Source organism: Marinobacterium sp. xm-a-127, from assembly GCF_013283425.1.
Lineage (GTDB): Bacteria > Pseudomonadota > Gammaproteobacteria > Pseudomonadales > Balneatricaceae > Marinobacterium_E.
This window is the reverse complement of sequence record NZ_WBYH01000003.1, coordinates 1-13,633: the sequence shown is the minus strand read 5'-3', so window position 1 is coordinate 13,633 and position 13,633 is coordinate 1. Positions and strand designations below refer to the sequence as shown.

Here is a 13,633-nt window from a genome sequence, read left to right as displayed (position 1 = left end):
GATACCCTAGCTCAAACTCATAAAAACGGCGTCAATATTAGAACGACGGGGCTTAACCTATGATGACTTAGAGAAGACACCTGTCGAAAGATAACGATCGCCTCTATCACAAATAATGGCGACGATTACTGCATTTTCAACCTCTTGAGCCAATCTTAGCGCGCCAGCAACGGAACCACCTGACGAAACACCACAGAAAATACCCTCTTCGGTCGCTAAACGACGCATCATGACTTCAGCATCCGCCTGATCAACATCCAATACACGATCGACACGACTCTCTTCGAATATCGTTGGTAGATACTCTTTTGGCCAACGACGTATGCCAGGGATTTGAGACCCTTCAGAGGGTTGAAGACCAACAATTTGAACGCTTGGATTCTGCTCTTTAAGGTAGCGCGAGGTCCCCATGATGGTACCTGTAGTTCCCATAGAGCTGACAAAGTGTGTGATAGTTCCTGAGGTTTGTTGCCAGATTTCAGGCCCTGTTGTGCGGTAGTGCGCTTCAGGATTATCTAAGTTACCAAACTGATTTAGAACCTTGCCTTCACCACGCGCTTGCATTGCCTCGGCCAAGTCTCGAGCACCTTCCATGCCCTCCTCTTTTGTCACCTCAATCAACTCTGCACCATAAGCACTCATAGCCGATTTACGCTCTTCGCTCATGTTATTCGGCATGATCAGTTTAAGCGTATACCCCTTGATTGCAGCGGCCATCGCCAACGCGATACCGGTATTGCCAGAAGTCGCCTCGATCAATGTATCACCTGGTGCGATCTCGCCTCGCTCTTCGGCTAGAGTGATCATACTCAAGGCAGGACGATCCTTAACGGAGCCCGCAGGGTTATTACCCTCTAATTTACAGAGAATGGTGTTGTTATTTGGCGCTTCGATACGTTGCAGTCTGACTAGCGGTGTATTGCCAACCAGCTCAGCGATAGTAGGGTATTGAGTTGAGCTCATCTCTAATCCGTTATAAGAATTGATTTTATTATTCGATTATATCAGGGGAATTCCACCATCGAAATGGTGAATTAAGCCTGAGCGATTACTTGAGCAACCACATAGTGCTGCTCATCACTGTAGCTTAAAAACCACCGGGTAATGCCAAGCACCTCGGCGTGTTCTAGAGCTTTGTCAGTCACCAACAGATCAGGGCGACCTGCACTGTTCTTAACCACCTCGAGGTGCTGCCAGCTAACGCCTTTAGCGATACCTGTACCCAAGGCTTTAACGGCCGCTTCCTTCGCTGCAAAGCGTTTAGCTAAAAAACGCGCGGGTTGGCTAGATTGGTTGAACGCTTCCAACTCAGTGGGGGTCAATATTCTCTCAGCAAAACCGGGAGTTCGCTCAAGTGCGCGCTCCACTCTAGAGATTTCAAGAATATCGACACCGGTTCCAACAAGCATTTAACTGGCCATCGCTCTGGCATTAAGCATCAGATCACGCATTTCACGAACCGCTTGATCCAAGCCGACAAAGAGTGAACGGGCGATGATCGCATGACCAATGTTTAGCTCATTGAACTCTGGAATTTCAGCAATCGGCTCTACGTTATGGTAGTGCAGACCATGACCAGCGTTGACCACCAGACCTATTGAGTGAGCATAGGTTGCTGCCTCTTTAAGTCGTTCAAGCTCGTCTAACTGCTCTTGGCCTTCTGCCTCAGCGTAAGCACCAGTATGCAGTTCAATCACTGGAGCTCCCACACGTTTAGCCGCATCAATTTGTGCCTGATCAGGATCGATAAAGAGTGAGACTTCGACTCCGGCTCTCGCCAAGCGCTGACACGCCGACTGAATGTGAATTTCATGACCAAGTACATCCAGACCGCCTTCAGTCGTTAACTCTTCGCGTTTCTCTGGCACTAAACAGGCGTGTGCAGGTTTGATCTCTTCAGCAAAACTGACCATTTCATCAGTAACCGCCATCTCAAAATTCATACGAGTCTGAAGCGTTTGCGCCAATAGACGAATGTCACGATCTTGAATGTGGCGACGGTCCTCACGAAGGTGCACCGTAATACCATCGGCGCCAGCGTGCTCAGCAATAGACGCTGCATAGACAGGGTCTGGGTATTGAGTACCACGAGCTTGACGAAGAGTCGCAATGTGATCGATGTTCACACCTAATAAAATACGATTTGGCTGGATCACTCACTCTCTCCTTTTCTCTCTTTAGATCTCGGTTGAAACAACTCTCTTGATCGCAACGGCTTGTCACCTAACTGCTCTTTTAAGAGCTCTCTCATTAAATACTTTGCCGCTTTCTTAACGCTGGGATCAGTATACTCACCTTGTTCAATGGAACGAAGCTGATCACCTGTGAAATGCGCCGAGGCAACCTCATCTACCGCACTTATCCCCTGCACAACATCATAACGGTAGTACGGCTGATGACAGCCTGACAGATCGCTCCAACTCCCTAACTCCTTCAGTAGCGCCTGCTCAAATAGCCGTAAACTCACCTCGTGATCTTGAGATTGAAGCAGATCATTAAGCAGCACTTTGTAATTGAGGAATAACTTAGGTGTCGCCTCTAAGGGTTGAAGCAAACGCTCCAGTAGTTCATTGGCGTACAAGCCACACATTAACGCTTTGCCAGTCAAAGTGGGGAGTAGTTCTGCCAATTCGGCTTGATGAAGCGTTTTAAGCTCTGACTGGCCTGAAAATCGAACGGCCAATACTGTAAAGGGTTGAAGCGTATGGCGTAACTTTGAGCCTGGCCTGCGCACACCTCGAGCAACTACTGATACTTTGCCATACTCGAGTGTAAATAGATCGACAAGTGCACTGGTTTCACGATAGGGACGCGAGTGAAGAACAAACGCTGCGACCTGTTCAGTGCGACTGTTCATTTAGTCGTGATGATATCCAAGGCTTGCTAGGGCACGTTCGTTGTCTGCCCAGCCGCGTTTCACTTTAACCCAAAGGTTCAGCATGACCTTGGCATCAAACATGCGTTCCATATCGATGCGAGCGTCACGACCGATCACTTTAATTCGCTCACCCTTATCACCGATAACAATACGTTTTTGCCCCTCTCGCTCAACAAGAATCAGTGCACTGATGGTCAACAGACCACGTTCATCTTGAGTAAACTCTTCGATCTCAACCGTGGTTCCGTAAGGGACTTCATCCCCTAGATTACGCATCAGTTTTTCACGCACAAGCTCTGCCGCGACAAAACGGGAGCTACGGTCGGTGATCTGATCTTCAGGGTAGAAGTGCATCCCTTCCGGCATGTAGGATTCAACGGCACGCTCTAGTTGATCGACGTTATGCCCTTTGTGAGCAGAGATAGGCACGATCTGATCAAAATGGCGTTTGCTATTGAGCGTTTCGATCCAAGGGAGAAGCGACTCTTTATCCTTGAGTAGATCCACTTTATTAACCGCCAATATGACTGGGCAACGAAGCTTCTCCAACTTAGAGAGTACGATCTCATCCTCTTCGGTCCAAGCGGTACGATCGACAATAAAGACGACTAGATCGACATGACGCAGCGCCTCAGAGGCGGCTTTGTTCATGTAACGGTTCAGTGCTTTACCTGTAGCGTCGTTGTGTAGCCCGGGTGTATCAACGTAGATAACCTGCAGATCCTCTTCGGTTTTAATACCAAGAATCTGATGACGAGTCGTTTGAGGTTTTTTTGAGGTGATGCTCAGCTTTTGACCAAGGATATGGTTGAGCAGTGTGCTCTTACCCACATTCGGTCGGCCAACAATAGCAACATAGCCACAGCGTGTATTCGCTTCCATGATTACTCCTGCCCTAGTGCAATCAGTGCAGCACGAGCGGCTTCTTGTTCTGCCTGGCGGCGGCTGGATCCAACACCCTTGCAGCTTTGATCCAACAGTTGAACCTGACAAGAGATATAGAAGGTCTGATCATGCGCCTCACCAACGACTTTATCCAGTTGGTAATCAGGTAGCGGCTTACGTCGTGACTGCATAAACTCTTGAAGGCGCGTTTTAGAGTCTTTGACTGACTTTTTAAGATCGATCGCTGCTAAACGCTCTTTGAACAACCCTAAGATGAACTGTTTAGACGTCTCAAAATCACTGTCCAAGTGAATGGAACCAATGATCGCCTCTACCGCATCAGCCAAAATTGAGTCGCGACGGAAACCACCACTCTTTAACTCACCCGAACCAAGGCGAAGATAATCACCCAAACCTAGCTCACGACCGATCTCTGCAAGAGTTTCACCTTTCACCAACTTTGCTCTAAGACGGCTCATTTCACCCTCTTTAGCCTGTTCAAACTGCTCAAACAGCGCATTAGCTATGACAAAGTTTAGGATTGAATCGCCCAAAAATTCCAGGCGTTCATTGTTGCGCTTACCACAGCTTCGGTGCGTTAACGCCAATTCAAGCAGGGATTCATCTTGGTAGGTGTGGCCAAGCTTTCTAGCCAACTCTGAGACAGGTCGTATCAAGGTTTTATCGCTTTAAATTCATCTTTAAAAACAACGACAGCATCAATGTTGCCGTACAGTGGGACGCGCTCTTCATAGTCCAGCGTGAATATCAGTTCACCAGTATCCTGAGTGATCTGCAAAGCGTCACGTCCAGGCAGAGCTACTTGATTAATCGTAAATCGACGCTCGATATCACGACGAATCTCGGCGCGACTTTTTGAGAGTTCAGCCGGGTCAGCAATAATATCTTCAATAATGCTGACCACGGTTGTATGGGTTGAGTAAGGCGCTAGCAGTTTAAACCCAAGGCTAAAGCCAACTGAGCCAACAATAAGCAGTAACAGTATCGATAGTGTACTGATGCCCTTTTGTCGAATGTGCTTATCCATACTCAACCTCAGTATTATTTACTGAATGGATCGCATCGCCGTGAAATCTGGAATGCTCAATAGTTGAGCCCAATGCATCCAAACACTCACCGCTTTACCGACGATCAATTCATCAGGAACAAAACCCCAATAACGGCTGTCATTACTGTTATCGCGGTTATCGCCCATCATAAAGTAGTGACCCTCTGGCACACGCCAGCCACCATTCATTACACGTGCATTTACATCGCGATAGATCTCGTGCGCAACATCGCCTAGCTGCTCTTCAACTTGAAGACGCTTGGGGTTGATCGCTGGTATTTGAGCAATCAACGTTTGATTCTGCGGCTCACCGTTCACAAAGAGCATCTTATCTTTGTAAACAATCTCGTCACCCGGAAGACCTATCACACGTTTAATATAGTACACGCTTGGGTTTTGAGGGTATTTAAATACCATAACGTCGCCACGTTGCGGCTCGTTATTATCAACAAACTTGATGTTTCCAACCGGTGTACGAAGACCGTAGTGGTATTTATTCACCAAAATGAAGTCACCAACTTTCAGCGTCGGCAGCATCGAACCTGAAGGGATTTGAAAGGGTTCGTATAGAAATGAACGAAGAATCAAAACAGCCGCTAATACCGGAAAGATAGAGCTAGAGAGTTCAGCCCAGTAGGGTTTATTAACCTTAGGTTCTTCGAAACTCTCTTCCACCATTTGCGACTCTTGGCGTTTTCTAGAGGGCGCAAAAAAGGCGATATCCAATAACCATAGCAGGCCTGTAACTAATGTAACTACGACCAGAATCAGTGCAAAATCTAAGTTCATATTAGCCTCAGCTGTCTACCTTCAGTACGGCTAGGAATGCATCTTGCGGGATCTCAACTCGACCCACCTGCTTCATGCGCTTCTTACCCTCTTTCTGCTTAGCGAGCAGTTTCTTCTTACGGCTCACGTCACCACCGTAACATTTTGCTAAAACGTTCTTGCGCAGAGCTTTAACCGTTGTACGAGCAATGATCTTACCACCCAGAGCCGCTTGAATAGCGACATCGAACATCTGACGTGGAATAAGGTCTTTCATCTTTTCACAGAGCAGACGGCCGCGGTACATTGAGTTATCGCGGTGAAGGATAACGGCCAAAGCATCCACTTTCTCACCGTTAATGAGAATATCCATTCGAACCAGCTTAGCGGCCTCGAAACGGGTGAAGTTGTACTCAAGGGAAGCGTATCCACGTGATACCGATTTCAAACGGTCAAAGAAGTCCAATACCACTTCGGCCATTGGCAGTTCATAACTTAACTGAACCTGCTTACCAACAAACTGCATGTTCTTCTGAATACCGCGCTTCTCCACACACAAGCCAATGACTTGGCCAAGGTAGTCCTGAGGCACAAGGATATTCGCTGTCACGATCGGCTCACGCATCTCACGAATGCCGCCTGGGTCTGGCAGTTTCGATGGGCTGTCAATGTAGATGATATCGCCGTTGTTCATCTCCACTTCGTAGACAACCGTTGGGGCTGTTGTAATCAGATCGAGATCGTATTCGCGCTCAAGACGCTCTTGGATGATCTCCATGTGAAGCATACCCAAGAAGCCACAACGGAAACCAAAGCCAAGTGCATCCGATGTTTCAGGCTCGAAGAAGAGAGAGGCATCATTAAGCGTTAGCTTGTCGAGCGCTTCACGGAAGTCTTCATAGTCATCAGAACTCGTTGGGAATAGACCGGCATAAACCTGTGGTTGAACTTTTTGGAAACCTGGCAGTGCATCAACATCAGGTGTCTTTTGATGCGTCAAGGTATCACCCACCGGTGCACCGTGAATATCTTTGATGCCGGCAACAACGAAGCCTACTTCACCTGCTTGTAAGATGTCAGTTTTCACCTGTTTTGGTGTAAAGATACCGACCATCTCAGCCTGGTAGTTCATGCCAGTCGATTTAACCATGATGCGATCTTTACGACGCAAGGTTCCTTGAGTCACACGAACCAGTGAGACGACCCCTAGGTAGTTATCAAACCAGGAGTCGATAATTAGGGCTTGAAGTGGTGCTTCGCGGTCACCTTGTGGTGGTGGGATTACATCGATCAGCGCCTCTAGAACATCTTCAACGCCCATACCCGTTTTAGCTGAACAAGGGACCGCAGCTGAAGCGTCGATACCGATCACCTCTTCAATCTCCTGACGAACCACTTCGGGTTCAGCCTGAGGTAGATCCATTTTGTTCAAGACAGGTAGAACCTCAAGGCCCTGCTCTATCGCGGTGTAACAGTTGGCTACCGACTGCGCTTCAACACCTTGCGCGGCATCGACAACAAGAAGTGCACCTTCACATGCATAGAGTGAGCGTGAAACTTCATAAGAGAAGTCGACGTGTCCCGGCGTATCGATGAAGTTCAACTGGTAAGTTTCACCGTTGCGCGCTTTGTAGTCCAAGGTGACACTTTGAGCTTTGATGGTGATGCCACGTTCGCGCTCGATATCCATTGAATCGAGGACCTGTTCAGCCATTTCACGATCAGACAGACCGCCACAAATTTGAATAATGCGATCGGCTAACGTCGACTTACCGTGGTCGATGTGTGCAATGATACTGAAGTTACGAATGTGATCTAGTTCACTCACTCTGTGTAAAACCTATACTCTTGGAACGACAAAGAAAATTTAGCGCACAATTCTACTCGAATTCATGCCCTATAGATAGAAAACAGGGGCCATTAAGGCCCCTGCAGAGGATCTTTTCAACGATCCACTAGGTTCACTCGAGACGCATTGCTAAAAAGACTGGATTACCGCCACGAATCACTCGAAGTGGCACCGCTTTGTCATCTGGCAAGTCGGCCACTATATCGGCCAGTTGCTCCACTGAGCTAATTGACTGACCGGCTAGCATAGTGATCACATCACCCTGACGTACGCCGGCATTGGCCGCAGGACCTTGTCCAACTGATTCAACATAGACCCCTGCATCAACACCGGTACGCTCTTTGATTTCAGACGTCATATCTTGAACCACCAAGCCCAGAGACTTTCTCTCTTTAGGCTCAGGTTGTGCTCGGTTAGCGGCTAACTCTTCATTTGAGGGAAGCTCACCAATCGTCACTTTCAAGTTGACTGATCTACCTGAACGGAACACCTCGACATCCGCTGTTTCGCCCGGTGCAATACGACCAACCTGAGCAGGTAGCTCGGCTGACAAACCGATCTCACGGCCATTAAATTTAACGATGACATCACCCGCTTCAAACCCTGCCTCTTCAGCAGGACTATCACTTAACACCTGTGCAACCAGCGCACCTGATGGTTTATCTAAGCCGAATGATTCAGCAAGGTCACGTGTAACCTCTTGAATAATCACACCCAACCAACCTCGAGAGACGCTACCCTTCTCTTTAAGTTGATTGGCAACCTCCATAGCCACATCGATGGGAATGGAGAAAGAGACCCCCATGAAGCCACCTGAGCGGGTATATATCTGCGAGTTGATACCGACCACTTCGCCATCTAGATTGAATAGCGGGCCTCCGGAGTTGCCTGGGTTGATCGCCACATCGGTTTGAATAAAAGGAACATAAGAGTCACCTGGAAGGGCTCTCTCCTTAGCGCTGACAATACCGGCAGTGACGGTTGAGTCAAAACCAAAAGGACTGCCAATAGCCAGTACCCACTCACCCACTTCAAGCTCAGAAGAGCTACCGATCTCCAGTGCCGGTAGATCTTTAGCATCGACCTTGAGTAGCGCCACATCTGAACGTTGATCAGAACCAATAATCTCTGCCTCAATTTCGCGTCGATCATTCAGTCTAACCAGAACTTTCTCAGCTTTATCGATCACATGGTGATTGGTCAAAATGTAGCCATCATCCGAAATAATAAAGCCCGAGCCCAGCGATTGTGGATGCATACGAGGCTGCTGCCCAGGTGGCTGCTGAAAACCCCTGAAGAAGTCGCGGAAGATCTCTGGCACTTCCTGGTCGTTGAAGTTGTGGGGCATAGCCGAACGAGAACTCTGTTTCTGTTCTTGAATCGTGCTTATATTGACGACCGATGGCGACAGCGATTTCACTAAATCCGTGAAATCGGGTAACTGCTTGGCCATCGCCAAGGATGAAATAGCGATACCCGCTACGAAGGTAATTGATCGAAGAAAGGTCATATTTACTCCTTAGGTAAAAACCTTAGCGAAGCAAACGTGGCTGATACTGCCCTGATGCTACGCCTCTTAAACCCATATTACGGCCAATGAACAAGCCGACTATGAATCCAAGGATAGCGCCAACTATCTGAAAAAATTCTGAAAAGTTTAAAAATCTCGCCAAAATTGGCAGAAGGATCATACCGACCAGCGGTATAAGGTAGACGGTAACAGAGGCACCTACCAAGGCACCCTCTTCCAATCCAACCCAAACCTCTTGGCCTGGCGATACAATAAGTCGACTGGGGTTATCGATTAGAACTTCAACGCGTTTGGTTGGGAACCAATCGCTGAGGCGTTTCTGGCCACAAGTCGATGAGCTTGCACAGGATGCACAAGCACTTTGGCGACTCACCTCTACCCAAACCTGATCGGCCTCAGAACGGAGAACCGTCGCACGCTCTTCGATCATGAATTAATTGCTAGCGACCACCACGCTTGCAGCCACTTTATCAGCATCCGTCAGTGACAAATCACCCACTACCGAGACAAAACGATCATCAACTAAACGACCGACAGCCACCAAACCTTGTGCGCTTAAGGCGCCTTCCGATGCAGAGACTGCTTCAGCCGGTTTAATCACCACACTTAGCACCTGATCACCCTTTTTGTAGAGCTTAGATTGACTGTTACCAGTCACTCGTTCTGATACTTCAGCAAAACCATCGGGTAGCCAGTTAACCTGCCAGTCAGTCCCAGTGCTGTTTAACAGTGCAATATGCTCATCGATCTGACCGCGAAGACCTTCAGATAGACGAATCACTTCGAGAGTTGGTTTACTCTCTTGCACCGCTTCAACGCCTGAAGCAAGGGATGTGCGCATAAGATCTGAAGAACCTTGATTACGCTCTAGGTAGCCACTGGATGCCAATGCGCTCGGCTCACCCAGCTGAGCGCTGTTCAAACCAATCATGACAGCTAGGGTAAGGGATGCAGCAATAGCCATACTACCTACCGCACTCCAACTAGAGGTTTTTGTCTCTTCAACCTGAGTTGATTGCTCTTCTGAAATAGAGGCCATGACTTGAGAGGAGATGTCAACAGTAGAGTTGATGCTCTGTTCACGCATCAAGGTTCGAGCGAGGTGGTAACGACGCCATACTTGAGCGTCTTCACTGTTCTCGTCGTAATGTTTAAGAGCACGACGCAACTCAAATTCAGTTGCCTCCGAGTCCATCAATGCAGAAAGACTTTCTCTATTGCTCGACATATTTGATCCTCATTTGCTCTAGTTAGAGAGCATTGGTTTCAACTCATTATCAATCGCTTCACGAGCTCGATGGATCCTTGATCTGACGGTGCCAATTGGACACCCCATTACTTCGGAGATCTCATCGTAGCTCATCCCTTCAAGCTCTCTCAGTGTTAACGCCACTCGAAGCTCTTCAGGAAGTTGCTCGAGCGTTCGGGTCATCACCTCGAACATCTCATCTCGATGCAAACTATTTTCTGGTGTTTCAAGATCTCTAAGCTCTGTGTCGCTCTCTAGATCTTGAAAATCTAAATCTCTATCAGGCGGTCTTTTACTTCTTGCGACTAAATAGTTCTTCGCAGTGTTAATGGCTATACGATACAGCCAAGTGTAAAAGGCACTTTCACCTCTAAAGTTCTTAAGAGCCTTATAAGCCTTAATGAACGTCTCTTGTGCAACATCCAACGACTCTGATTGATCGTGAATGTAACGCCCTACCAGTGCAATAATCTTATGCTGATAACGCTTCACGAGCAGATCAAACGCACGCTGATCACCTGCCTGTACACGCTCAACAAGCATCTGATCGGTTATCTTGTGGTTGGTATCGTTCACTCTCTATCCTAGTCAATGCCAAAGGGCTTCGGAGGATGACAGTATGATTGTTACACCAACCTAATATCAAGCCGATCAATCTCTTACACAGACTAAGATTCAAAAAATGTCGAAAAGTTCCCCAATTATTGAAGTTTTTTTACAAACCCCTTACCAAGAGCTAAACACACTCGCATAATAGAGCTCTTTTTTACGGTCTCAATAAGTCAAAACAGATGGCACGATTTGAAGCAGATGTACTGATCATTGGCAGTGGCGCAGCCGGTTTAACAGCCGCACTAAATTTATCGTCTAACCTGAAGGCACACGTCTTGAGCAAGGGTAAATTAGAGCATGGTGCTACATGGTGGGCACAGGGTGGAATTGCCGGTGTTTTTGATCCAAAAGATCAAACCGAAAACCACATCAACGACACCCTGGTTGCTGGTGCCAACCTTGGACACTTAGACTCTGTTCAACACACCGTAAAAGATGGCCCCAAAGGCATTCAATGGCTAATTGATCAGGGTGTACCTTTCACACGACAGGAAGAGCAGTATCATTTAACACGAGAAGGCGGCCACTCACATCGCCGTGTACTTCACTCGGCCGATGCAACAGGCAAAGCGATTCAACAAACTCTAATCAGCCAAGCAAGGTCGGCCAGCAACATTGAGCTGTTTGAAGATCGAATTGCGATCGACCTGATCACCCGTCGTAAATTAGGCTTAGGTGAAGATGCGTGTGTAGGTGCCTATGTCTACAACCAAGAGACAGAGAGCGTTGATCTGTTTCTTGCTCGAACCGTCATATTAGCAACTGGCGGTGCCTCTAAGGCTTACCTCTATAACACCAACCCGAACGGCGTCGCATCCGGCGATGGTATTGCAATGGCTTGGCGAGCAGGCTGCCGAGTTGCAAACCTAGAGTTTAATCAGTTTCACCCTACCTACCTTTATCACCCTAAGGCACAGAGCTTTTTGGTCACCGAAGCGATCCGTGGCGAAGGCGGTATTCTGAAACTACCTAACGGCACCCGTTTCATGCACCGTTTTGATGAGAGAGCCGAACTGGCACCACGCGATATCGTCGCCCGCGCCATCGACTTTGAGATGAAACGTGTTGGTTGTGAATATGTTCACTTGGATATTTCTCACAAACCCGCAGATTTCATTAAAGAGCACTTCCCAACCATTTATGAGCGCTGTTTAGAACTTGGGATCGACATTACTAAGGAACCGATACCCGTAGTACCAGCTGCACACTACACCTGTGGCGGTGTCATGACCGACATAAATGGCCAGACCGATATCAAAGGACTCTTTGCCATTGGTGAGACCGCGTTTACAGGCCTTCATGGCGCAAACCGATTAGCGTCAAACTCTCTACTTGAGTGTATCGTGTACGGTAAATCCGCGGCTGAACAGGTGGCATCACTGCTACAAGAGAGTGGAGAAGCCTTCCCAGAAGTCCCTAACTGGGATGACTCACAGGTAGTTAACTCAGACGAAGATGTCATAATCTCGCACAACTGGGATGAACTGCGCCGTTTTATGTGGGACTACGTGGGTATTGTACGTACTGATAAACGCCTACAGCGAGCACAGCACCGTATCGATCTATTGAACGATGAGATCAATGAGTACTACAGCAACTATAAAGTGAGTAAGTATCTGATCGAGCTTCGTAATCTAGTGACCGTCTCGGAATTAATTATCCGCTGTGCTATGAAACGCACTGAATCACGTGGCCTTCACTACACGCTCGACTACCCAGAACAGTCACCTGATCTTTATGACACCGTTCTGGTGCCGGAAAACTACTTCTGGGGCGTTAACGCTTAGCAGCAATAGGCGCGTATTGAGAAATAACCGATAAGCGCCGCCACCCACTCTCTGGTAATTGGTCAAACCAGACACAAATCCAAACGGGTAATGCACGCTCTAATGGTTGTACTTTAATAAAGAGAACAAACCTTAAGTTTATAATTTGAACAGGTGGAGCTGTCACTAACATCTTCTCATCTATAAACAGGCAAAACCTATCTTTATCGGCATTCCAAACAAAGCCGGTAAAGCGCTCAAATGGAGCCAAAGCACGATAGACCCATAGTGAGAAGGTAAGTAACAGAAGATACACCGCAGTCGATGCACCGGTGAGTAAAGGTGTTAAACCGACTAAAACAAAAAAGCCAAACGTAAACAGACGTTTGGCTTTAGATTCAATAAGATCAAACCTTACTGGCGCGAACACAATCCAACACCACAGTGACCGCCCTCTCCATATCTGGGTCAGCCGGCTTTTCACGCTGCATGAACCAGAGAAAAAGCTCCTGATCCTCACAATCAAGAAGCTTCACAAAGCGATCTTGATCCTCAACTGATTGGTCCCGAAAATGATTCTCCATGAACGGAACAAACAGCAGATCCAGTTCCCACATACCACGACGAGACTGCCAAGTAAGACGACGAATGTCTTCTTCAGAATACACGCTATACCACTCCAAAACGCGTTGATTAGATGAGAGTAAATATAGCATTAAATGGGCATGGTAGGGGGAGAAAGTTGAGACGTTGGAGCGGTCTTGCAAAGGCTGCGAAGGTTGGGAGCGTGATTGGAGAGCAGGTGACAGGCTAAAGCCTGTCACTGGTGTGCTTAACTCGCTACGGAACTACGGTGACAGGTCTTCAGCCTGTCATCCGCTATATCCGTTGGCAGGGACTTTTTAAAACCGTTGGAGCGGTCTTGCAAAGGCCGCGATGGATTTGGCAGAGATCCTTTACGAAGCTCTCAATGACCTACAATAGGTGCCGAGCGTTGCTCGTCATCGCTTCGCGACGCTTGCAGCG

At 47.8% G+C, this 13,633-nt stretch carries 16 protein-coding genes; 1 reads left to right on the top strand and 15 read right to left on the bottom strand.

The genetic code is table 11. The annotated features are described in order from the left end of the window. Positions 1–57: 57 nt before the first annotated feature. The 13 genes from cysM to rpoE form a co-directional block, all read right to left on the bottom strand. Positions 58–963 (bottom strand): cysteine synthase CysM, encoded by a 906-nt coding sequence (gene cysM / locus XMA127_RS05980; RefSeq protein WP_173482116.1) that lies wholly within the window; start codon positions 961–963, stop codon positions 58–60. Positions 964–1,034: 71 nt separating this feature from the next. Then, the gene (acpS, locus tag XMA127_RS05975; RefSeq protein ID WP_173482117.1) at positions 1,035–1,409 is read right to left on the bottom strand and encodes a holo-ACP synthase; all 375 of its coding nucleotides are present in this window, start codon (positions 1,407–1,409) and stop codon (positions 1,035–1,037) included. Continuing rightward, positions 1,410–2,153: a pyridoxine 5'-phosphate synthase gene (gene pdxJ / locus XMA127_RS05970; RefSeq protein WP_371731474.1), complete on the bottom strand. Its 744-nt coding sequence runs from the start codon at positions 2,151–2,153 to the stop codon at positions 1,410–1,412. Further along, a complete protein-coding gene (gene recO / locus XMA127_RS05965) occupies positions 2,153–2,857 on the bottom strand; it encodes a DNA repair protein RecO (RefSeq protein WP_173482119.1) in 705 nt (234 codons plus the stop codon). The genes pdxJ and recO overlap by 1 nt, the downstream gene beginning before the upstream one ends. After that, a complete protein-coding gene (gene era, locus XMA127_RS05960) occupies positions 2,858–3,760 on the bottom strand; it encodes a GTPase Era (protein ID WP_173482120.1) in 903 nt (300 codons plus the stop codon). 2 nt (positions 3,761–3,762) lie between these two features. Beyond that, on the bottom strand, positions 3,763–4,440 hold the full coding sequence (gene rnc, locus XMA127_RS05955) for a ribonuclease III (RefSeq protein WP_173482121.1): 678 nt from the start codon (positions 4,438–4,440) through the stop codon (positions 3,763–3,765). Next, positions 4,437–4,811: a DUF4845 domain-containing protein gene (locus XMA127_RS05950; RefSeq protein ID WP_173482122.1), complete on the bottom strand. Its 375-nt coding sequence runs from the start codon at positions 4,809–4,811 to the stop codon at positions 4,437–4,439. The genes rnc and XMA127_RS05950 overlap by 4 nt, the downstream gene beginning before the upstream one ends. An 18-nt stretch (positions 4,812–4,829) precedes the next feature. Beyond that, on the bottom strand, positions 4,830–5,621 hold the full coding sequence (lepB, locus tag XMA127_RS05945; RefSeq protein WP_173484080.1) for a signal peptidase I: 792 nt from the start codon (positions 5,619–5,621) through the stop codon (positions 4,830–4,832). Positions 5,622–5,628: 7 nt separating this feature from the next. Continuing rightward, on the bottom strand, positions 5,629–7,428 hold the full coding sequence (lepA, locus tag XMA127_RS05940; RefSeq protein WP_173482124.1) for a translation elongation factor 4: 1,800 nt from the start codon (positions 7,426–7,428) through the stop codon (positions 5,629–5,631). Between the two features lie 133 nt (positions 7,429–7,561). Then, positions 7,562–8,959, bottom strand: a complete 1,398-nt coding sequence (locus XMA127_RS05935) for a DegQ family serine endoprotease (RefSeq protein ID WP_173482125.1) — start codon at positions 8,957–8,959, stop codon at positions 7,562–7,564. A 22-nt stretch (positions 8,960–8,981) separates the two neighbouring features. After that, positions 8,982–9,410 carry a SoxR reducing system RseC family protein gene (locus XMA127_RS05930; protein ID WP_173482126.1) on the bottom strand — a complete coding sequence of 143 codons (429 nt, stop codon included), beginning with the start codon at positions 9,408–9,410 and terminating at the stop codon, positions 8,982–8,984. Between the two features lie 3 nt (positions 9,411–9,413). Continuing rightward, positions 9,414–10,208 carry a MucB/RseB C-terminal domain-containing protein gene (locus XMA127_RS05925; protein WP_173482127.1) on the bottom strand — a complete coding sequence of 265 codons (795 nt, stop codon included), beginning with the start codon at positions 10,206–10,208 and terminating at the stop codon, positions 9,414–9,416. Positions 10,209–10,226: 18 nt separating this feature from the next. Continuing rightward, a complete protein-coding gene (gene rpoE / locus XMA127_RS05920) occupies positions 10,227–10,805 on the bottom strand; it encodes an RNA polymerase sigma factor RpoE (protein ID WP_371731473.1) in 579 nt (192 codons plus the stop codon). A 215-nt stretch (positions 10,806–11,020) separates the two neighbouring features. Here rpoE and nadB point away from each other — a divergent pair, with 215 nt between their 5' ends. Continuing rightward, a complete protein-coding gene (gene nadB / locus XMA127_RS05915; protein WP_173484081.1) occupies positions 11,021–12,628 on the top strand; it encodes an L-aspartate oxidase in 1,608 nt (535 codons plus the stop codon). Here nadB and XMA127_RS05910 read toward each other — a convergent pair. Further along, entirely contained in the window at positions 12,618–13,037 is a 420-nt protein-coding gene (locus XMA127_RS05910; protein WP_173482129.1) for a hypothetical protein, read from the bottom strand. The genes nadB and XMA127_RS05910 overlap by 11 nt on opposite strands. After that, on the bottom strand, positions 13,015–13,275 hold the full coding sequence (locus XMA127_RS05905; RefSeq protein WP_173482130.1) for a succinate dehydrogenase assembly factor 2: 261 nt from the start codon (positions 13,273–13,275) through the stop codon (positions 13,015–13,017). The genes XMA127_RS05910 and XMA127_RS05905 overlap by 23 nt, the downstream gene beginning before the upstream one ends. Between the last annotated feature and the right edge of the window lie 358 nt (positions 13,276–13,633).

Bases quoted from the DNA above. Each gene is read 5' to 3' on its own strand.
- recO (WP_173482119.1), bottom strand. From the start codon at position 2,857: ATGAACAGTCGCACTGAACAGGTCGCAGCGTTTGTTCTTCACTCGCGT.
- acpS (WP_173482117.1), bottom strand. From the start codon at position 1,409: ATGCTTGTTGGAACCGGTGTCGATATTCTTGAAATCTCTAGAGTGGAG.
- XMA127_RS05925 (WP_173482127.1), bottom strand. From the start codon at position 10,208: ATGTCGAGCAATAGAGAAAGTCTTTCTGCATTGATGGACTCGGAGGCA.
- lepB (WP_173484080.1), bottom strand. From the start codon at position 5,621: ATGAACTTAGATTTTGCACTGATTCTGGTCGTAGTTACATTAGTTACA.
- nadB (WP_173484081.1), top strand. From the start codon at position 11,021: ATGGCACGATTTGAAGCAGATGTACTGATCATTGGCAGTGGCGCAGCC.
- XMA127_RS05935 (WP_173482125.1), bottom strand. From the start codon at position 8,959: ATGACCTTTCTTCGATCAATTACCTTCGTAGCGGGTATCGCTATTTCA.
- XMA127_RS05930 (WP_173482126.1), bottom strand. From the start codon at position 9,410: ATGATCGAAGAGCGTGCGACGGTTCTCCGTTCTGAGGCCGATCAGGTT.
- XMA127_RS05950 (WP_173482122.1), bottom strand. From the start codon at position 4,811: ATGGATAAGCACATTCGACAAAAGGGCATCAGTACACTATCGATACTG.
- era (WP_173482120.1), bottom strand. From the start codon at position 3,760: ATGGAAGCGAATACACGCTGTGGCTATGTTGCTATTGTTGGCCGACCG.
- cysM (WP_173482116.1), bottom strand. From the start codon at position 963: ATGAGCTCAACTCAATACCCTACTATCGCTGAGCTGGTTGGCAATACA.